Raw genomic sequence first — 20,798 nt, 5'->3', positions numbered from 1 at the left:
GTAGTAAAGTGGTAAAGTAGTAAATTAAGTTCCAGGTCCCCATCGTCTAGAGGCCTAGGACACTGCCCTTTCACGGCGGTAACAGGGGTTCGAATCCCCTTGGGGACGCCATTTTAGTCAAGAGCTTTCTTGATTGGAATGACTGCAAATACGTCAAGCAAATTCAAACCAATAATCAGTATCCAATATTCACACAGTTCAACTGAACCAACGGGTTTCACTCAGTTATGTTGGGTGCAATTTGTATTGAACTCACTCATAAATGTACCCAGTTCTTTTACAGTCAATGTAGTTTTATTTTTCGCAATATAGTGTAAGACAAGCTGATTAAAGCAGGCTTGGTATCCCGTACTATCGTTGGACTTCAGTTCGGATAAGGTGTCCGGATCGTTGGCAAACTGAATGGATGTTAATGTTGCTTGAGTACTGTCTTGTTGTAAATCAGTCTTGTATAAGGCTGTTGCAACACAGCAAGCCGCACAAGCATCCAGATCATCATAGGCTTGTAATTTTTTAGGATTATTGTTGCTAATGGAAAGAAAATCTCCGGGTGTAATATTGGAAGAAAAGGATAAGATATTTTTATTTTGCGTTACCTCATCCAAACCACCATTACAACGATCTCCACCAAAAGGTAAGGTTTTAATATGCAATTGGTCATGATCACGCTTAACTAGATATATAGATGAAAAGTGACCGCTTCCTCCTGTGTTGCTAATGGACAAAATGGTATAGAAGTGATTAAAGTATCCTATTACTTTATAATAACTGTAACTGGACGTAGTGTCTGAGTCATCCTTTAGTTTGTATTCAAAACCAACATATCCTTTATTGAGTAACTCTTTAGACTGCCCAACTACTTCTATTGGTGCAAGATCACAGTTATTAGTTAATGACAGGGTTTTATTTGAACTTTCTTCCTGATCAAAGCATAAAGGATTAATGGGTTTATTGTTATACATTAAATCAGCGGGTATCTTAGGGGCGGCGGATGCGTTAATGATTGAGCTGATGCTGAATTCAAAAATGAAAATGGGTAACAGTAAGGTCGTAGTTAATTTATTCATCGGAATCATCTCTAGGGTCGATTTATTTTAATAGTGTAGTCCAGCAATTCGCTCTTAACTATTTTAATGGGTTACTTTTTAATTCAGTCTCGATATGCGCTCATCGTCTTGGTTATAACCCTCAATTTACAGGATGCCATTTATATTCTTCAATTATGGGGCAGGGGTCTGATGCTAAGTCTTTGTAGCCTGTATTAGCGCAGCGTAATACAGGATTGAAGTGGCAATACATGCCACCGCATCCCCGTATTACGCTGCGCTAATACGGGCTACAAAACAACCAATCTATTATAAATAATTCTTAATTTAATGGCAGTGGGCTTATGCTTTAAAGTGTGTATATCGTCTGAGGAGGATATATCGATCTTCATCAGGTAGGTATTTATATTTGAACTGTCAGGCTATACTCAGAATTAACCTGATGAAATTATCTCATGTCATGATGCTTCGTAAATATAATAACAAGGGAGAATATACTCCTTTTCCTGGCCTTACAGTTGTGGCATCCGTCCAATCTGCTGATAAGTGTCTTTGGTCAGAGGTCAACAGATTAATTACTGAATGCACTCTTCTCGATTCCTGTTATGCTCCTCTTTCTTACACCAGTTATCATATGACTGCCCTCAATCTTTTTACAGAGCAGGCCATAGGAAGTGAGAAATGGAAGGATTTTATTATCTCGAATACACCACTTTTTAAAGCGATTCGAACTGCTTTAGAAAGCAATACGTTTTGTCCTGAAGTCACAATTGACTCGCTTAAAGTGAGCCGGACCATTAAATTGGTTGTCCGTTTACCGTCAGTACAAAAGAAGACTATTGATGACATTGCGCAACAGTTTGAGTTGACAAAAAAAATTCCTCATCCTTTTCATATAACCTTGGCCTATCGTTTTAAAATGATTGATAAAAAAACAGAACATGATATTGAACTTCAATTAAACCAGAGTTTGGAACACTTATTGATTGGTCGTACTGTTGTACTGAATCCACCTGAATTGTGCTTCTTTAACGATATGAAGTCTTTTATACCTTGGGATGTATCGAATGTTCCTTTTAATTCTTATAGGTAATAAACAATTTAGGAACTACTGTTAAACATTAAATTGCATTCTGATTGAAGACAATCGTTCAGAGACTATAAATTATATTTATTAAACATCGATTACGTCATGTTACATAAGTTCAAATCGTTATCTTCTGGCACATCATTAATAGTTTTAGATTCTCGGATTTTATTATCTATTAATACTTGTTGCATTTTAGTCAGTTGAGCAAGAGTACCCCGATTTGTACTTGTCATAAACCATCCACGTTGAACAGAAAAAAATTGGTTTAATGAGCTGTTAGAAGTTAAACATTCTCTTAAAATGGGTTCCTGGGAGTCTACGTCCAAACTCTTAATGTATTTGATGACCATCTCTTTAGCTTGCGGAAATCTGGCAAGCAGTGATATGTGTTGTTTGCTAATTTTATCTTGTTGCAGATCAGTTACCAGCTGCCTTACCCCCTCTTTATTAATTACGTAGTCTATTAAATCAGGTGTAAACAATTTTCTTTCCATGAGGGATAATTTACTTAAAGCGACTAATTCACTGCTCCGTTCAGGTTTATCCATTTTCAAAATGATATCAAGTAAGGAGGTATCATTTCGATCTACAGAATCTGGATCAGCGCCATTTCGCACCATTACTATATAATTGTCTGCGGTAAAAGGTTGAGTATGCCTTAGATTCATCATGAGCTGTATTGGTGTGCCTTCATTACTCTTATAATGGATACTTTCTGGATGAATTTTAATGAGTTCCAGCGCGTAGTTGAATTTTGATCGTACAAACAAATGTATTGGCGCTGTTCCAGATTTGGTTCTTACATTCGGGTTTGCGCCCAGCTTGATCATACTCATCAGGGAATCAACGCTGTAATTATCATTCAACATATAATGCAAAGGAGTAAATCCATACTTATCCTTTATATTGATATTGGCATTATAGTGTTCAACCAGTTGAATGGCTTCAGTCATGCGATTATTAAAAATCAACAGATGGAGTAAACTGTAACCGCTCGCATTAAGAATATCCGGGTCTGCTCCTAATTCCACTAATGAAAAAGCGTCTTTGGTATAAATTGATTTATTGAGTAAATCCAGTAGTTTTGTATTTAAATCCATTTAAATGCTCGTAAGAAAAGCAGGCTATACAATAATCAAATTTTGGTTATTAATCTATAAACTTATGAATTTATTTATAATTATCTAATTTAGGGTTAGCACTACTTCTACTATCTATCTAACAAGAACATTATCTACAGACTACAGAAGATCTAAAGCCGTTCAAATATGGTTCTGGTATTAAATCCAAACAACCGTTCATGCATTCGGTATGCATATTCATCCGTCATATTCGCCAGATAATCACAAACAACACGGTAGGCTTGTGTTTCATCTTGGGCCTGTTTAAATAACTCCCGATTTTTATTGTCCAACAGACTTGCCGGATTAGAGCTGATGGCATCAAACAATCGGAGCACTACAGTTTGGCCCCCATATTCAAAGGTACGTGCCTCCTGAGAATCAATTACATTGTGATAAATACACTGCATTAAATACTTTAACAGCGCGGCTGCTTCAGGGATCAGCGCAATATTGTATTTTAGTACATTATTTTCAAACTGTTCATTCATAGTCACAATTTGGGTTGATGTAATAAAATAATTAACCATTTCCCCAATGGTTTGTTTTCTTAAACATAACTCATTCGAAAATAATGAATTGATTAAGCGATCCTGATGTTTTGCCAGAGAGGTATTGCTCAGTAATTCTCTGAATTCTGGTGTATCCAGATGGGACGGATTAATGAGTCTTAAATGAATGGCATCCTCCAGATCATGAACACCATAAGCTATATCATCTGCGGTATCCATTATAGAGCAATCAAAACTATGGAAGGCTGATTTACCGCACTGAGTATCCTGTGGTTGTTTGGATAGCGATTGAAATAGAGTTCTATCACTTTCAGAGAATGGGGATAAGAGCCAATCGATTTCAGGTTGCTCACAATCAAAATAGGCTTTGGGTGGTAGCCAATCGTTAATTTTTATGGTTTTATGGATGGACTCATGGATAGGGGGGAGCTTTTTTGCAACCACATCGGATCGTTTGACGGGATATTTTAATATGCCCAATAATGCTCGTCGGGTTAAATCTAGACCGTAGCCCCCGTAACTGTTCTCAACCTTGGTTAGCAGCCTTAGAGTCTGTCCATTTCCTTCAAACCCACCATATTCGCGCATCATGTAATTTAACGCGACTTCACCACCATGTCCAAAAGGAGGGTGTCCTATATCGTGGAGCAGGCAGATAACGCTAATCAAATCATCATTGGGTAACAGGCTGGATAAAAACATAGGGTGATTTTGATTAGTAATCAGATTACGAACTATGCTTCTGCCAATAGAATCTACTTCCAGCGAATGAGTCAAACGAGTACGATGAAAGTCGCCTTCGTCGGTTCCTAAAATCTGAGTTTTTCTTTGCAATCGTCTAAAAGCAGGACAGTGAATTACCCTGGTTCTATCTCGTTCATAAGGATCTCGATGATCCTGAGAACCTCGTTGATTGGTTTGACCAGAACGTCGATGTGTCCACATATAATTCATCACAGAGAAACAAAAAAGATACTTTATGCCATAGTCTGTCTGGAAACAACCGGATTTCTAAAGTTTTCTTCAAATCGGTAGATAACATGCAATAAGAACAGAAGTAAAAAATATAAATCAGGGGGGTATGATGAATTATAAAATAAAATTCCTGTTTTTGGGGGTATGCATCGGTAATTTATCCTCATGTATGGTTTATGAAGAATATAATACAGCCAGTTATCAGACTTATACTTATAATGATGCTCAATTATACCCACAAGCCGACTATCGAATGTACAATTATGGCTATCAGAATGGACCGAGCCAGAACATGGTCAGTGTTCCAGATTCTTATCATGTTGGTGAATATCATTCTCCAGTATCTTTTAAGGACAGAGACAGAAACTGGGTTAACGGTCAAAATCCTCAAGGTTATACAATTCAGGTCGCAGATGATGAGAAGGCATCAAAAGTAGCACAGAAATTATACAAGGCTCCTAAAAATGATCGGATGGCCCAGATAAAATACCAGCGTAATGGTAAGGCCTATTACAAGGGTTTATATGGTACTTATGACAGTCAGGAAGCAGCTCAAAAAGCATTGGATGAACTTCCTCCTGAAATTAAGCAGGGTGCAGGCATAACCAACTGGGGTAATGTACAAAATAATTTGGATGAATAGGTCAGTAATTCAGGTTGCTGCAGTAATAATAATCATCAATTTGGTAACCCCTGGGGTATTGGTATGTTCAACATCAAATTGCTTAATGGTTATGGTGTATTTATCATTTATTTTTGCAAGCCATTGCATGAATAACTTAAACGGGACCGTATCAAAGGTGAGCTGGATGTCTCCTGAACCGGTTTGTTGCAATTGATAGGGAAATTTCAGGGTTTCATTATTTTTCAATTGCGTCGCGAGCAGGGTGAGTAATTGGCTGTTATCAACAGATTGTTTTTTTGTAGTTGAATGTGCTTTTTGCCGAACCTGGTTCATCCAGGCCAAGGTTTCAGTTTTTTCAATGAGTTGAGACGATTTTAAAGCCACACTATTGCTTAATGGGGTATAAAGAAATTGATAATAAAAGTAAATAACCAGGCTTAAAACAGCGGCTATTACCATCCATTTTTCTCGTTCATTAAGCGAATTCAAATAGGATTTCACATAAGCTCCAGGGTAGCAACTACTTGTTGATCTCGAGTTGATGCTTGGGTTTGTTTTACTTTTAATTGCATCGTTTTTAATTTATTTTCCAATTGTTCCAAATTGGCAAAATCTGCACTGACCAGGGTAACTGATAATGTTTTATTTTGATACCGCAGATCTTCTATCGTGTTATGATTTTCATTCATGGCTTTGGCAAATTGATTTAATAAAAACCAAAAACGCGTTTGGCTGTTTGAGTTATTATCCCCCAGAAGCTGGCTGATGCGAAATTTAGGACTTATTACCTGTTTGGCATCAGGAAAAAACTCATGGTAAATGGTTGCAATCTGGTCATCCAGTTGTTTGTTCTGTTTATTTAATGAATATAAGGATATGGCATTTACCAATAACAATGAGACTAGCCAAACACAGCAGAGTATCCCTGCAAGTTGGTACCCTTTTTTAATCCAGTCTGAAGTATTTCCATGCTGCATTTCACCCTGACACAGGTTTAATGGTTTGGAGTTTAATAATTTTTGAGCGATCCAGGTGTAGGAAAAATCACTGTTTTTTGTAATTGATGCTTCAGTGTTTAATTGACTGTCTTGAAATAAGAGAACTTGATCCAGCGGATGCTTTTTTAAATAATTCTGAGCAAGCTCTCCTGAGAGCGCTCCTTTAAAATCATCTTGATAAACCAACAAAGTAGATTCCGTACTAATTAATTCCTGAGAAGACAGGGCGAACCAATCAAGGGTAATTCCTTCATAGTCTATTGCGTTTTCATCCAGGAGGTTCATGATGAATTGGATTCTTGTTTTACTTATTACGGTAATAATGTATTGGTTGTTTTGATACCTGAGTTTATCAAACGCAAAATGAAGTTCCTCTACAGGCTGAGCCAGTTTTTCTTCAAGAGCAAAGGGAATGGCTACTCGCGCTTTACGTTCTGGAAGCCAGGGAAGCTCAAGTTCAAGGATGCTTGCACTGGCGCTTGTTTCAACTACTAGCGTCGTACATTCATTTTGTAAGGATTTAATTTCGGCAAAATTTCGTTGTGCTGGTGGAGCACTTAATACTCCATCAGACGAGATTTTCAAACAAAAGCAACCATTATCATCAAGATGCTGAGTAAACAAGAAACATTTATCCATGAGTTAAACTCTATATTAGTTATCGATGTTAATGGTGCGTTTGAGTTCAGTATATCTTATTAAAAACAAATTAGAATCATACATAAGCCCTATGCTTTTTTGTATTGTGTATCGCCCATTGTTGTTTTAATTGCTGCGATAACAGATAAACAACCAGCGCATACTGAGGACTGGAGTTATAACGGGTGATTACAAAGAAATTGGGATAAGCCAACCAATATTCATTACCCTCATCAGTAATGAGTTCAATGACACCCGCTCGTCCTGGATGATGGAGCGATGCGGTAACAGGTTTGATTCCCGCAGATTCCAGTTGAGCAAAGTTATAATTGGCAGTTTTAGGATTCATTTGAATGCGTTTATAGTTCCATCCAGAAATTTTAGCCGGTTGCGCAATTCCGCCATTTAATTTCCATCCATGCTTATGCAAATAGTTGGCTATGCTTCCTATCGCGTCTGCATTGTCCGCAATCAAATCACGACGACCTTTATTATTAAAGTCCACGGCATAGTATCGATAACTGCTTGGCATGAACTGAGGTTTACCCATCGCGCCAGCATAAGAGCCTTTGTAGTAAGTTGCCGGTACCTTATGTTCACGACACAGCAGCAAATATTCTTTTAGCTCTTTAGTAAAATAGGGGGAGCGTTTAGGGTAGTTGAAAGCTAGAGTTGCGAGTGCATCCAGGACACGGTTATCTCCCTGGCGTTCCCCATAAAGTGTTTCCACACCTAAAATGGCGATGATGATTTCAGGAGGCACGCCATAACGTTTTTGTGCTCGTTCCAGAGCGTGTTTATTTGCCGCCCAAAAATCCAATCCGCCTTTTAATCTTTGGGGCGTTAGGAATAAATCTTTATATACATCCCAGTTTTTCTTTTCAAATGGCTTATCCATCGATTCAATAATCTGTGGTTGAAGGACCACTTGATTCATGACTTCAGTTAATTGTTTTTTGTTGAAATGATGTTGCTTTACCATGCTGTTTATAAAATTCTGTACGTCTTTGCGTTGGGTAAAGGCTGTGTCTGAATAGCTTGAGAAGGTTATAAGAAAAAGTAGGGAATAACCTAACCAGATGATTCGTCGCATTGTGCATCCTATTAGTGAAGCGAAAGGAAGAATTTTAGTAAAATTGAGGGGCATTAGCAAATTTACTTTACAAAATGAACCAATTAGTCCACAAAAATAACAGAAATAGCTTCGCCTACTTTCTGCACGGCCACATTTAAGATAGACTTATGCAATTTGCAAAAAGGGTTACTTCAGTTGAGCGATTTAAAGCGGATTCGTAATTTTTCAATTATTGCCCATATCGATCATGGTAAATCAACTTTGGCTGATCGATTTATCCAAATATGTGGCGGGTTAACTGAGCGTGAAATGAGCTCTCAGGTTCTTGATTCCATGGACATTGAACGAGAACGAGGCATTACCATCAAGGCACAATGCGTCTCATTAAATTATACTGCCAAGGACGGTAAGACCTACCTCCTCAATTTTATTGATACCCCGGGTCATGTCGATTTCAGCTATGAAGTGTCTCGCTCTCTTGCTGCCTGTGAAGGAGCCATTTTAGTTGTTGACGCCGCACAGGGGGTTGAAGCCCAGACTGTTGCTGTATGTTATACCGCGATTGATCAATCCCTGTCAGTTCTGCCGGTATTAAATAAAATTGACTTACCCCAGGCTGAGCCAGAACGGGTAATAGAAGAAATTGAAGACATTATTGGTCTGGACGCGCATGATGCCATAAGAGTCAGTGCGAAAAGTGGCATCGGAGTAGATGACGTCCTCGAAGCTCTTGTTGCTAACATACCGCCGCCTGAGGGTACTCTGGATGCTCCTTTGCAGGCACTTATAATCGATTCATGGTTTGATAGTTATCTGGGAGTTGTATCGCTGGTTCGTATTGTTAATGGTTCCATACGTAAAGGCGATAAAATGCGAGTGATGTCTACTGGCAGATCCTATGAAGTGGATCAGGTTGGTATTTTTACACCTAAAAGAACCAAGCTGGATGCATTAAATGCTGGGGAAGTAGGGTATGTTGTCGCCGGCATTAAAGAAATTCAAGGAGCTCCAGTTGGGGATACACTGACACTTGATAGAAATCCTGCCACACAGGTATTGCCTGGTTTTCAACGAGTTAAACCACAGGTCTATGCCGGATTATTTCCAATTAGCTCTGATGATTTTGAAGCATTTAGAGAAGCACTGGCTAAATTGAGTTTAAATGATGCCTCACTATTTTATGAACCAGAGTCTTCCGAAGCATTAGGATTTGGTTTTCGTTGTGGATTCCTCGGTATGTTGCATATGGAGATAGTACAGGAGCGTTTGGAGAGAGAATATAATCTTGATTTGATTTCAACGGCGCCAACCGTAGTTTATAAAATAGTGACTCAAAAGGGTGAAACGCTGCTAATTGACAATCCATCCCATCTGCCGCCCTCACCACAAATAAAAGAAATGTATGAACCTATAGTCAGAGCGAACATACTGGTTCCGCAGGACTATCTCGGACCCATTATTAATTTGTGTGTTGAGCGTCGTGGAGTGCAGGTGAATATGACCTACAGTGGGCGTCAAGTCTCTGTAGCTTATGATATTCCGATGAGTGAAGTGGTTTCAGATTTTTTTGATCGACTTAAATCGGTCAGTCGTGGTTATGCTTCACTTGATTATAATTTCCTGCGATTTGATGAGGCTGATTTAGTGAAAATGGATGTATTAATTAATAGCGAAAAGGTAGATGCCTTATCTGTTATTGTGCATAGAAGTTCCGCCAACAGTCGTGGTAAGTTAATTGCTGAAAAAATGCAGGAACTTATTCCCAGACAAATGTTTGATGTTGCGATACAGGCCGCTCTTGGTAGCCATATTATTGCCAGACAGACCGTAAAAGCGTTACGAAAAAATGTTACTGCGAAGTGTTATGGCGGTGATGTGTCGCGTAAACGAAAATTGTTAGACAAACAGAAAGCTGGTAAAAAACGCATGAAACAGGTTGGACATGTTGAAATACCTCAGGAAGCATTTATGGCAGTTTTTCAAACTGATAGAAAGAAATAGTTTGGTTGTACACGGTATATGGATTTTTAGATTTGGTTAATTTTAGGAAATTAATTTATGAACTTTGCTTTAATTTTAGTGGTTCTGTCCGCAATCAGTGGATTTATCTATCTTTTGGATGTGGCTTTTTGGGCTAAAAAAAGGGGTTCGGATCAAAAACCAGGCCGCATTATTGAATATTCTCGTTCTTTTTTTCCGGTGTTTTTTATCGTCCTTTTATTGCGTTCGTTTTTAATAGAGCCATTTCGAATTCCTTCCGGCTCATTGGAACCTACTTTATTAGTGGGTGATTTTGTTGCAGTAAATAAATTTGCCTATGGTTTAAGACTTCCTGTCTGGGAAAAAAAGGTAGTATCCATATCAAATCCTAAAACGGGTGATATCGCGGTATTTCGCTGGCCACCCGCACCTTCATACGATTATATCAAGCGTGTCATCGGAGTTCCTGGAGATCGTGTGGTCTATCATGACAAAAAATTAACGGTGAATGGCAAGGAAGCAAAGCAAACCTTTGTTGAGTACACTATAGATGAAAGTTCAGGTAAAGCGGTTGCCAAATATAAAGAAGATTTGAATGGTGTAGTGCATGATATTTTCGTCCGAGCAGATGTTCCAGCTGTAGATTTTGATATAGTGGTTCCTGAAGGGAATTATTTTATGATGGGTGATAATCGGGATGACAGCGCAGACAGTCGTTTCTGGGGTTTTGTCCCAGACAACTATTTAAGAGGGAAGGCCTTTTTGGTCTGGATGAGCTGGAATGGTAAGACAGATAATTTACGCTGGTCAAAAATTGGAAGATTAATTAAATAAAGGATTATATGATGCGAAAACAGCAGGGAATGACTTTAATTGGAATGTTGTTTACTGTAATTGTTGTTGTTATGGCCGCAATTGTGGTAATGAGGGTGGTTCCTGTGTATTTACAACACTATACTATAGTTCAGTCTATAAAAGGTTTAAATTCAACTCCAGCCTCTACTTTAACCGGAGATTCTTATACAGATATTGATACGCTCAGAAAAAGTCTGACCAAGCGTTTTGATATTAATGGTGTAGACGACCTGAAGAATGATCAGTTAGTTATTTCACCGGATGGTCCTAATAAATTCAAGGTACAATTAAAATACCAGGTTGTTAAACCTTTGGTATATAATATGAGCTTATTGGTCGATTTTGACGATACATATGAGGTGGTAGCTGGTAGTGAAAATTGATTTAGACAGACTGTGCAGACGCTTAAACTATACATTTCAAAAACCTGCTTATTTGAAGCAGGCTCTGACTCATTGTAGTGTAGGCAGTGATAATTATGAACGGTTTGAATTTCTTGGTGACTCCATTTTAAGCTTTGTTATAGCCCATGAATTGTTTCATCGGTTTCCTTTACAAAGTGAAGGCCAATTAAGTCGTCTTCGATCATTTTTGGTGAAAGGCGAAATGCTGGCTGAAATTGCCAAGGAATTATCTCTTGGTGATTTTCTTTATCTGGGACAGGGGGAATTGAAGAGTGGTGGTTTTCGACGCGCCTCCATTTTAGCTGATGCGTTGGAAGCTCTGTTTGCGGCTATTTTCCTGGACGGAGGTATCACTGCCGCAAAAGATGTTATCTTAAATTTATATCGTTCTCGACTCGATAGTCCTAATTTAAATGATTGCTTGAAAGATGCCAAAACACAATTACAGGAATATTTACAAGCTGAAAAATATGCTCTTCCAGAATATACTTTAACTAAAGTAGAAGGCGATGAGCATGACCAGATCTTTTATGTTACCTGTTCAGTAGAAGGAATTAAGCAGGTTTCCTATGGTCAGGGCGCTAATAGAAGAAAGGCTGAGCAACTAGCCGCCAAATCTTTGTTAGAGCAACTACGAGTAACAATTCACACCAGCTGAATCTGATTGGTATAAATAAATTTCAGGTATATGTTTTTTATTCAATGTCTGTTGATCGTTGCGTGATCTTCAGACACTGACATGTGCATAAAATCAGGTGTTAGTGGTGATTTATAGGTTTAAACTCTAAGGTACAATTACTTCCATCACTTGAAACGACCAGCTCGTCTCCATCATCCGTAACAGTTATGGGCTTTGAGTAATATTGATTCATTCCTGAAATAAATTGTTTCTTCTCTTCATCTGTTGTGGATATTGATGGCAATAAATGAGTGAGAAACAGGTTTTTAACACTCGAAGAATCTGCCATTTTAGCCAGTTCAATAGTATCTGAATGATAGGATTCTATTGCAGCAAGTTGATTTTTGCTGTCATTGGTTGTCGGTTTCTTACTTGCTGTATACATTGTGGTATTAAGCGCCTCATTTATCAAAACATCTGCATTTTTTGAATTGTCAGCAAGTGATGCGACTACTCTGGTGTCACCGCTAATAACTATTTTGCATCCTTTATAATGAATCGTATAACCTAATGCAGGGTATACAGGCGCATGATCGACGGTAAAAGCTGATACGGTAACACCATTATTGTTATAAACCATTTGTTCTTTTGAATGGGGATTAACGACATGAGTTATTGCAAATGCCGCATTGGGATCAAATTTTTGATTGATAGACCTAAATAAAACATCCTGACGATATGCTTTGATTATTCCGTTAACGACGTCTTTAACACCATAGGGGCCATAAATATCTATCGGTTTGGAGCGACCAGCGTACCATGATACATTCATAACTTGGCCTAATCCTGCAAAATGATCAGAATGCCAATGGGTAAAGAATATTTTAGAAATCGTTGAAATAGGTAGCTTTAAAGAAGCTAATGTGATTATTGCAGCCTCACCTGCATCGAATAGCATCAAATCATTATTTACCATCACTGCTAAGCACGATGCTTTTCGTACGCTTTGTGTGATTGGATTAGGTACTCCTGTACCGCAAAAGTAAATATGTAAATTATCATCCTTGAGTAATGATTGGTTTGAATTCAGTTGTGTTGTTGGCGTATTTTGACTGTAGATGTTTTGCGAACAGGAAATAATAAGCAATAAGGGCAGTACATAAATTTTGTTCATAGGTCGCTCTCCATAGAAATCTTTGCATGTCCATAAGTTAAACTTCATTCAGAATGGTGTGAAGGATGTTCTGAGTGTGGCGCTGTGTCTGCTTTAAGACTCCCTCATTACATACGGGATGACACTATTAAGCTTACTTATTAATAAGTTCTACTTTAATATTATAAAATGCTGAATCTACTATAAATCTGATTTGGGAGAGATGTCCACCATCTCTTGAAATAAAATTATGCAAGTTGTTCCAGCATAGTGTAGCAGTCCATCCACTCCTCTTCTGATTTATGTAAAGAAGAAAGAGCATTATCTCTTTTAGTTAATAACTGTTCTAATTTTTGCTGTTGATTGCTGTTTTCATAAAGTAACGGGTCTGCCAGTTGACTATCCAATTTTTGAATGTCATTTTGGAATTGATCAATAAGTTGTTCCAGTTTTTTTAATCGATTTTGAATTACTTTTTTCTCTTTATAGTCATTTGTTGCTTGAGCTGAGGTTGCTGGTTTTATGTCTTTAGATTGCAGCCATGAATAATAGTCATCCAGATCACCATCAAATGCCTGTACTTTTTGATTATGCACTAAATAAAAATTATCCACGCTCGTTTTAAGCATATGCCTGTCATGCGAAATAAGAATTAAAGCACCTTCATAACTTTGGAGGGCAAGTTCAATGGCTGAACGCATGCCCAAATCCAGATGGTTTGTGGGTTCGTCAAGCAAGAGCAGATTAGGTTTGAGCCAGACCAGCTTTGCAAGAGCAAGACGCGCTTTTTCACCACCTGAAAAATGTTGAATGGGCTGGACTGCCATATCGCCTATAAAATTAAAACCACCCAGATAATCACGGATGGTTTGTTCTCTGACTTCAGGAGACAGGATTTGAATGGTTTCAACGGGACTTAATTTACAATCCAGTTGCTCCAATTGATGCTGTGCGTAGTAGCCTATTTTTAAATGGGCTGAGCGATGAATCGTACCGTTTAATGTAGGCAGGACTCCGGTTAACGTTTTAATCAAGGTCGATTTACCTTCACCATTGGGTCCTAATAAAGCAATTCTGTCACCTGGATTCAGAGAGAGATTGATTTTTTTTAAAATTGGGTTTTGGTACCCTGCATCCACCAGATTACATTGAATCAATGGATTTCCAGCACGAGGGCAGGGGAAGAAATCGAAAGAAAAAGGAGAGTCGGCCTGCGCGGCGGCAATAATCTCCATTTTTTCAATGGCTTTGACTCGACTTTGTGCCTGTTTGGCTTTGGTTGCTTTTGCTTTAAATCGGTTTACGAAGGACATCATGTGAGATATTTTAGCTTGTTGTCTTTCGTGCATTATCTGTTGCAATGCTAATTGTTGCGCATGAGTTTTTTCAAAACAACTGTAATCGCCGGTATATAAATTCAGCTGTTGATGGTCGATATGCAAGATATGCGTTACAAAGGCATCAAGGAACTCTCTGTCATGCGAAATTAAAATAATAGTACTCGGACTTTGTTTTAGAAAACGCTCCAGCCAGAATATGGCTTCCATATCCAGGTGATTTGTTGGCTCGTCAAGTAACAGCAGTGCGGCTGGTTTCATTAAACAGCGCGCGAGACTCAGGCGCATACGCCAGCCTCCAGAGAAACTATTAACTGACGCCTGTTGTTGATCACCCCTGAATCCCAAACCGGACATAATTGTCGCTGCCTGAGCCGGTTTGCTATAACCGCCACTATGGCTTAACTCGTCATGACAGGCCAATACTTCAGTGTCATTACCGGATTGTTCTGCTTGTTCCAGACGTTGTAAGAGTTTAATGTATTCCTCATCACCTGCGAGAACGAAATCCAGGGCCTTTTCATCACTGTCAGGCAATTGCTGTGATAAATGACTGATACTTAACTGTGGATTGATTAAATACTCACCCGTATCTGCTATCAGTTTGCCGAGCAAGAAGTCAAACAAAGTGGATTTACCACAGCCGTTATGGCCAATAAGGCCAATTTTCTGCTTTTCATAAAGACTGACATCTGCTTTATCCAGCAAAATTTTATTGCCACGCGAGAGTGTGATTTGACGAAGGGTAAGCATCATGGACCATAGAACTGATATTAATGATTTATTTTATCATATTAAACGTGATGATATAAATTTAAATACAGGCAGTATTAATGTTTAAAATTTTTTTAAACCAGCAACACAGACTATGTTAATCGCTGGGTTCAATTGTTTTCTTTCGTGCTGATTGATAACGCGCCTGTTTTTCAATGTCAATATAACGATCCGTTGTCGCACTGGAACTATGTCCAGCATCATCTCGAACATGTTCTCTTGGCCGAATTTTGACATCTTCAGAAATTCCTGTATGCCTCAGCCAATGTACTGTAGCGGCAGATAAATTGTCGGCTTCTTCTGTAAGTCCTTTTTGACGCAGGCGTTCACCTGCCAAATCAAAACAACGTTGAATAATTCTGCGAATTGGAGCGGTATCACTCATTGGTCCATTTCCACGAATTTTCGGGATTAGAGGTGAATTATCAGCAGGTGAGGGGAGGGCCGTTAATCCTAAAAACAAGCGCCAGCGAGTCAGGCTTTCCAGCATTGCTTCGCTTACAGCAATCTGTCGTTCCTTATTTCCTTTACCTACAGTAGTAAACCACCAGTGACCATTACTGTCTTTGGCAAAATCATTCATACTGGGAATCCATCGATCACTGGCCGCGAGTTCTGATATTCGTAAATACATTCCAAAGAGCAAACTGAGCATAAATCGGGTGCGTTCATGTTTCTCTGGAGAGTCTTCTGCCATGGATTCCGCAGCATTCAATACTTCAGTCCATTGTACAAGACTTAATCGTCGGATCGGTGCATTGTGTTGTCTTTTACGTATAAATTTACTTTTTTGACGGATAAGCGCAACGGGATTGGAAATGGCATATTCTTCAGCAATTAAAAAATTAAACAGAGTACTTAAAATAGCAAATATTTCCTGCGTTGCACCTTGTGATAAACTAAATTGTTCAATTGACGCATTCTGACCATTCTTAATGGATGTTTTACTGATCGTAACAACAAAAGGACGCCATTCGTCATTGGGTATTCTTTTACCGTCCTTTTCTATGAATCGAGGAACTTTTTTTAAGCTGATCCAGGATTTGGGCGGATTTTGACAAAAATGGATGTACTCTTCAATGTCATCGCGTTTTAATTCATCTAGAGTTTTATTTTTTACATGCCAGGTCCATTGAAGCAAGCGTTCTGCTTCCCTGCGATAACTATTAAAGGTTCCTTGACTTCCAGTGTAGCTTTTAAGAAAGCTCAGCGTGTAGTTAAAGTCATTTTGAAATCGAGTATCGGGTAATATCACGTGTTCATGATTTTTATGTAGATGGGTAAGATTATCAAAAATAGGAAGTAGTATAGTTTTCATAATTCAGAATTAAGTCCATGATTGTTAATGCTAGCTGAAAATCACTGATTTAGATAGAAGGACAAATATATTCTAAAATGATACCTTTCAAACCAAAAGGATTAATTATTAAATTAAATTGAACTTTTAATAAAAAATTAGTGAATTAAGTTATTGACCTTGAAGTTATGAGCTAGTATTATCTGCGCTCTGTCCTTGGACGGGTAACGGGGTGTAGCGCAGTCTGGTAGCGCGCCTGCTTTGGGAGCAGGATGTCGGGGGTTCGAATCCCTCCTCCCCGACCAAATTAGCGCCCGTAGCTCATCTGGATAGAGCATCGGCCTTCTAAGCCGAGGGTAGCAGGTTCGAATCCTGCCGGGCGCGCCAGCCGTCATGTTGTATTAAGTTTACGCTGGAAAAAATTTTATGGTGAGCGTAGCTCAGTTGGTAGAGCCCCGGGTTGTGATCCCGGTTGTCGTGGGTTCGAGTCCCATCGTTCACCCCATTTGTAGAAAAAATAATAGTCTACCGCTAAAGATTCCATCTGAGTCTTTACAAGACTGAATTACTGATTGATAATCCAACCTGATTGCGAAAGTGGCGGAATTGGTAGACGCACTGGATTTAGGTTCCAGCGGGGCAACCCGTGAGAGTTCGAGTCTCTCCTTTCGCACCATTTCATGATAATTTCCAAGAGGTGAATTAATGCAAGTTTCTGTTGAGACCTTAAAAGGTTTGGAGCGTAAGGTAACAGTTTCTGTACCTACAGAGAAAGTTGAGGAAGAAGTGAGCTTACGTCTCAGAAATCTTGCTCGCAAAGTAAAAGTTGATGGTTTTCGTCCAGGTAAAGTGCCTATGAATGTGGTTAAAAGCCGCTATTCTGACAGTGTCCGGGAAGAAGTCGCTCGAGAAATGGTGCAATCTACTTTATTCGAAGCATTACAAAAAAATGAACTGGTTCCTGCCGGTTATCCTTATGTTGAACCTGAACAGGTAGAGCAGGGTAAAGATTTCAGATATACCGCAGTATTTGAAGTAATGCCCGTATTTGAAGTTGCAGAACTGAATCAAGCCACAGTTGAGTTAACTCGTTCAGAAGTTACTGATAAAGACGTTAACGATATGATGGATAAATTGCTTGAGCAAAATAAAGAATGGCATGAAGTGTCTCATGCTGTTAAAAAAGGCGATAAAGTGGTTATTGATTTCCAGGGATTTCTGGATGATAAACCTTTTGAAGGCGGTAGCGCTGAAGGACATGAATTGATCATAGGTTCTGGCGCAATGATTCCTGGATTTGAAGATGGAATTATTGGCGGGAAAATAGGTAAGCCTTTTGATATTAAAGTGAATTTTCCAGAAGATTATGGACATAAAGATTTAGCAGGTAAAGAAGCAACCTTCAAGATTACAGTCCATAAGGTAATGGAAGGTAAATTGCCTGAATTAAATGATGCCTTCGCAGAGAAATTCAATATCAAGGAAGGTGGAATTGAGGCACTCAAAAAAGATATTAAAGAAAATATGGCTCGTGAGCTGGAACGCCGTGTTAGTATGATGAACAGAGAAAAACTGTTTGATAAACTGATGGAAGTAAACACAATTGATTTGCCAGTAGCTTTAATTGATAAAGAAATCGAACATCTAAAACACGATATGTATCATCGCTTGTTTGGGCATGAACATAAAGAAAATGAACAAATTCCCGATTTCCCACGTGAATTGTTTGAAGAACAGGCTAAACGTCGTGTTCATCTTGGCTTACTCTTTTCCGAATACGTTAAAAAACATGAAATAGTTGCAGACAAGGATAGAGTTAATGCTATGATTGATAAATTCGCCAGTGCTTATGAAAGTCCTGATGAATTGCGTGCATGGTATCAAACCAGCAAAGAACATATGGCTGAAATTGAAGCGCTAGTGATGGAAGATATGGTTGCTGATAAAATCGCCGAAGATGCAAAGCTTAAATATAAAAACAAGGATTATGATTCAGTGATGAATCCCAAAAAGGGCACTGAGAACAAAGGAGAGTAAGTATGCCGGGCTATTCAGATAACTTAATTCGAAGTGCTAGTGGATTAGTTCCAATGGTGATTGAGCAAACATCACGTGGTGAGCGCTCATATGACATTTACTCAAGATTGTTGAAAGAAAGAATTATTTTTCTTTTGGGTGAAGTCGAAGATCACATGGCTAATTTAGTAGTTGCCCAATTATTGTTTCTTGAATCTGAGAATCCTGAGAAAGATATTTCTCTGTATATCAATTCTCCTGGTGGTGTTGTTACTGCAGGTCTTGCAATTTACGACACAATGCAATTTATTAAACCTGATGTAAGCACACTGTGTATCGGGCAAGCGGCCAGTGCTGCTGCCCTGTTACTCTGTGCTGGTGCGGATGGTAAGCGTTTTTGTCTTCCTAATTCACGAGTTATGATTCACCAGCCTCTGGGTGGTTATAGAGGTCAGGCTACAGATATTGAAATTCATGCACGTGAAACTTTGGCAGTTAGAGAGCGTTTAAATAGCATTATGGCCAAACACACCAAAAAAACACCTGATCAAATTATGCGGGATACTGAGCGAGATAATTTCATGAGCGCTTCTCAAGCAGTTGATTATGGACTGATTGACAAAGTTCTCTATGATAGAGAGCTGGTATCGAGTACTTCTGAGTAACTAAGCAAATAGATTGTAATGCCAATCCCGCGTTTTTTTTGCGGAATTGGCATTAATTAATTGGCGTATCTTTTTCTGATTGACTAAAATTTTACATGTATATTACTAAATTATCTGGTAGTAGCTGTAAGAAGGGGTTAGGTTATGAGTAAATCCGGTAACGGAAGTGGAGATAAAGTTCTATATTGTTCTTTTTGTGGCAAGAGTCAGCATGAAGTTAAAAAACTAATCGCAGGACCCTCTGTATTCGTGTGTGATGAATGTGTTGAGTTATGTAATGATATAATTCGTGAAGAAACACATGAAGTTCAGGAAGAAACAGAAGCCCATTTACCTTCACCTAAAGAAATATCAAATTTTCTAGATGAATATGTTATAGGTCAGCCACATGCAAAAAAAGTATTGTCTGTAGCTGTTTATAACCATTACAAACGTTTACAACATAAAAGTGAAGACGGTGTAGAACTGGGTAAAAGTAACATTTTACTTATTGGTCCTACTGGAAGTGGTAAGACACTGCTGGCTCAGACTCTGGCGCGAATTTTGAATGTTCCTTTTGCTATGGCTGATGCTACGACTTTAACTGAAGCAGGTTATGTTGGAGAAGATGTAGAGAACATCATTCAAAAACTGTTGCAGAAATGCGATTACGATGTTGATAAAGCCCAGCAAGGAATAGTCTATATTGATGAAATTGATAAGATATCAAGGAAATCAGATAATCCTTCTATTACCAGAGATGTTTCTGGTGAAGGTGTGCAACAGGCTTTATTGAAACTGATTGAAGGAACAATTGCTTCTGTACCTCCTCAAGGTGGTCGTAAGCATCCTCAACAGGAATTTCTCCAGGTAGATACTTCAAATATATTATTTATTTGTGGTGGCGCATTCGCTGGATTGGAAAAAGTCATTCGAGAGCGAAGTGATAAGTCAGGCATTGGTTTCTCTGCGCAACTAAAAAATAAAAAAGACAGCAGTGAAGAAGTTTCTAAAGTATTAGGTCAATTGGAATCTGATGATTTGGTAAAATATGGATTGATTCCTGAATTTGTTGGCCGATTACCTGTTGTTACGACCTTGCAGGAACTGGATGAAGCGGCATTGATTGATATTTTGACTCGTCCTAAAAACGCTTTAACCAAGCAATTCCAGTCGCTGTTTAAAATGGAAGAGGTCGATTTGGAGTTTAGAGAAGAAGCTTTAACTGCAATCGCCAAAAAGGCATTGGAGCGAAAAATGGGTGCTCGCGGTTTGAGAGCTATACTTGAAAATATTCTTTTAGACACCATGTATGAACTACCTTCATTAGAAGGGGTGAATAAGGTTGTTATTGATGAGAGTGTAGTAAATAATTCATCCAACCCTATTCTCATTTATGAACATGAAGAGATGAAAAGCGCAGCAGGTAGTACCGAATAAATAATGTCATCTGAATTCCATAGTGAGAACCAGTCACTATGGGATTCACGTCTTCATCCCTCATGGTTATAAATACAGGCGAACTTTTGTATATGTGCTGACATTGTTCTATGTTAACAAGTTAAAAGCATATTTGAATTTGTTATCAGAAAATCAATAATTTATCACTCATTTAACGAATTGTTCACCGGCTCTAAT

18 protein-coding genes and 5 tRNA genes are annotated in these 20,798 nt (G+C 38.6%); 14 read left to right on the top strand and 9 right to left on the bottom strand.

Features of this window, described 5'->3' with window-relative positions; translation table 11 throughout:
* Positions 1–35: 35 nt before the first annotated feature.
* Positions 36–111, top strand: a tRNA-Glu gene (locus IZU94_RS04055).
* A 110-nt stretch (positions 112–221) separates the two neighbouring features.
* Here IZU94_RS04055 and IZU94_RS04050 read toward each other — a convergent pair.
* The gene (locus tag IZU94_RS04050; RefSeq protein WP_203108249.1) at positions 222–1,067 is read right to left on the bottom strand and encodes a hypothetical protein; all 846 of its coding nucleotides are present in this window, start codon (positions 1,065–1,067) and stop codon (positions 222–224) included.
* A gap of 421 nt (positions 1,068–1,488) precedes the next feature.
* Here IZU94_RS04050 and IZU94_RS04045 point away from each other — a divergent pair, with 421 nt between their 5' ends.
* The gene (locus tag IZU94_RS04045) at positions 1,489–2,139 is read left to right on the top strand and encodes a DUF1868 domain-containing protein (protein ID WP_203108247.1); all 651 of its coding nucleotides are present in this window, start codon (positions 1,489–1,491) and stop codon (positions 2,137–2,139) included.
* A gap of 92 nt (positions 2,140–2,231) precedes the next feature.
* On the opposite strand, the gene IZU94_RS04040 is transcribed toward IZU94_RS04045, so the two are convergent.
* Positions 2,232–3,236, bottom strand: coding sequence for an ankyrin repeat domain-containing protein (locus tag IZU94_RS04040; protein WP_203108245.1), 1,005 nt, complete (start codon positions 3,234–3,236; stop codon positions 2,232–2,234).
* 152 nt (positions 3,237–3,388) lie between these two features.
* Positions 3,389–4,714 (bottom strand): anti-phage deoxyguanosine triphosphatase, encoded by a 1,326-nt coding sequence (locus IZU94_RS04035; RefSeq protein ID WP_203108243.1) that lies wholly within the window; start codon positions 4,712–4,714, stop codon positions 3,389–3,391.
* A 139-nt stretch (positions 4,715–4,853) separates the two neighbouring features.
* On the opposite strand from IZU94_RS04035, the gene IZU94_RS04030 reads away from it, so the two are divergent.
* Positions 4,854–5,387: an SPOR domain-containing protein gene (locus IZU94_RS04030; protein ID WP_439649220.1), complete on the top strand. Its 534-nt coding sequence runs from the start codon at positions 4,854–4,856 to the stop codon at positions 5,385–5,387.
* Between the two features lie 9 nt (positions 5,388–5,396).
* Here the strand turns inward: IZU94_RS04030 and lspM are convergent, their stop codons facing one another.
* From lspM to mltB, 3 genes are all read right to left on the bottom strand, one after another.
* Positions 5,397–5,870 (bottom strand): type II secretion system protein M, encoded by a 474-nt coding sequence (gene lspM / locus IZU94_RS04025; protein WP_203108239.1) that lies wholly within the window; start codon positions 5,868–5,870, stop codon positions 5,397–5,399.
* A complete protein-coding gene (gene gspL, locus IZU94_RS04020; RefSeq protein WP_203108237.1) occupies positions 5,867–7,006 on the bottom strand; it encodes a type II secretion system protein GspL in 1,140 nt (379 codons plus the stop codon). Before gspL ends, lspM begins: the two co-directional genes overlap by 4 nt.
* 76 nt (positions 7,007–7,082) lie before the next feature.
* The gene (gene mltB / locus IZU94_RS04015) at positions 7,083–8,099 is read right to left on the bottom strand and encodes a lytic murein transglycosylase B (RefSeq protein WP_203108235.1); all 1,017 of its coding nucleotides are present in this window, start codon (positions 8,097–8,099) and stop codon (positions 7,083–7,085) included.
* A 177-nt stretch (positions 8,100–8,276) separates the two neighbouring features.
* Between mltB and lepA the strand changes: the two genes are divergently transcribed.
* Genes lepA through rnc form a run of 4 tightly spaced genes read left to right on the top strand, consistent with a single transcriptional unit; the run spans position 8,277 to position 11,978 of the window.
* Positions 8,277–10,082: a translation elongation factor 4 gene (gene lepA, locus IZU94_RS04010; RefSeq protein ID WP_203108233.1), complete on the top strand. Its 1,806-nt coding sequence runs from the start codon at positions 8,277–8,279 to the stop codon at positions 10,080–10,082.
* A 57-nt stretch (positions 10,083–10,139) separates the two neighbouring features.
* Positions 10,140–10,895: a signal peptidase I gene (lepB, locus tag IZU94_RS04005; protein WP_203108231.1), complete on the top strand. Its 756-nt coding sequence runs from the start codon at positions 10,140–10,142 to the stop codon at positions 10,893–10,895.
* An 11-nt stretch (positions 10,896–10,906) separates the two neighbouring features.
* Positions 10,907–11,299, top strand: coding sequence for a DUF4845 domain-containing protein (locus IZU94_RS04000; RefSeq protein WP_203108261.1), 393 nt, complete (start codon positions 10,907–10,909; stop codon positions 11,297–11,299).
* The gene (gene rnc, locus IZU94_RS03995; RefSeq protein WP_203108229.1) at positions 11,289–11,978 is read left to right on the top strand and encodes a ribonuclease III; all 690 of its coding nucleotides are present in this window, start codon (positions 11,289–11,291) and stop codon (positions 11,976–11,978) included. Before IZU94_RS04000 ends, rnc begins: the two co-directional genes overlap by 11 nt.
* A 100-nt stretch (positions 11,979–12,078) precedes the next feature.
* Here rnc and IZU94_RS03990 read toward each other — a convergent pair whose 3' ends face one another.
* The 3 genes from IZU94_RS03990 to IZU94_RS03980 form a co-directional block, all read right to left on the bottom strand.
* Positions 12,079–13,113 carry an MBL fold metallo-hydrolase gene (locus IZU94_RS03990; protein WP_203108227.1) on the bottom strand — a complete coding sequence of 345 codons (1,035 nt, stop codon included), beginning with the start codon at positions 13,111–13,113 and terminating at the stop codon, positions 12,079–12,081.
* Positions 13,114–13,340: 227 nt separating this feature from the next.
* A complete protein-coding gene (locus tag IZU94_RS03985; protein WP_203108259.1) occupies positions 13,341–15,182 on the bottom strand; it encodes an ABC-F family ATP-binding cassette domain-containing protein in 1,842 nt (613 codons plus the stop codon).
* Between the two features lie 118 nt (positions 15,183–15,300).
* Entirely contained in the window at positions 15,301–16,521 is a 1,221-nt protein-coding gene (locus IZU94_RS03980; protein ID WP_203108225.1) for a tyrosine-type recombinase/integrase, read from the bottom strand.
* Positions 16,522–16,728: 207 nt separating this feature from the next.
* Here IZU94_RS03980 and IZU94_RS03975 point away from each other — a divergent pair.
* The 7 genes from IZU94_RS03975 to clpX all read left to right on the top strand — a co-directional run bounded on the left by IZU94_RS03975 (position 16,729) and on the right by clpX (position 20,600).
* Positions 16,729–16,805: transfer RNA gene (locus IZU94_RS03975), tRNA-Pro, on the top strand.
* Between the two features lie 5 nt (positions 16,806–16,810).
* A tRNA-Arg gene (locus tag IZU94_RS03970) sits at positions 16,811–16,887 on the top strand.
* Positions 16,888–16,929: 42 nt separating this feature from the next.
* Positions 16,930–17,005: transfer RNA gene (locus IZU94_RS03965), tRNA-His, on the top strand.
* Between the two features lie 86 nt (positions 17,006–17,091).
* Positions 17,092–17,176: transfer RNA gene (locus IZU94_RS03960), tRNA-Leu, on the top strand.
* A 29-nt stretch (positions 17,177–17,205) separates the two neighbouring features.
* Entirely contained in the window at positions 17,206–18,537 is a 1,332-nt protein-coding gene (gene tig / locus IZU94_RS03955; RefSeq protein ID WP_203108223.1) for a trigger factor, read from the top strand.
* A 2-nt stretch (positions 18,538–18,539) separates the two neighbouring features.
* Positions 18,540–19,181 (top strand): ATP-dependent Clp endopeptidase proteolytic subunit ClpP, encoded by a 642-nt coding sequence (clpP, locus tag IZU94_RS03950; RefSeq protein ID WP_203108221.1) that lies wholly within the window; start codon positions 18,540–18,542, stop codon positions 19,179–19,181.
* Between the two features lie 144 nt (positions 19,182–19,325).
* Positions 19,326–20,600 (top strand): ATP-dependent Clp protease ATP-binding subunit ClpX, encoded by a 1,275-nt coding sequence (gene clpX / locus IZU94_RS03945; RefSeq protein WP_203108219.1) that lies wholly within the window; start codon positions 19,326–19,328, stop codon positions 20,598–20,600.
* Positions 20,601–20,798 lie beyond the last annotated feature (198 nt).

The sequence above is a fragment of the Legionella bononiensis genome, from assembly GCF_016786215.1.
GTDB lineage: Bacteria > Pseudomonadota > Gammaproteobacteria > Legionellales > Legionellaceae > Legionella > Legionella bononiensis.
This window is presented reverse-complemented; position numbering and strand designations above follow the sequence as displayed.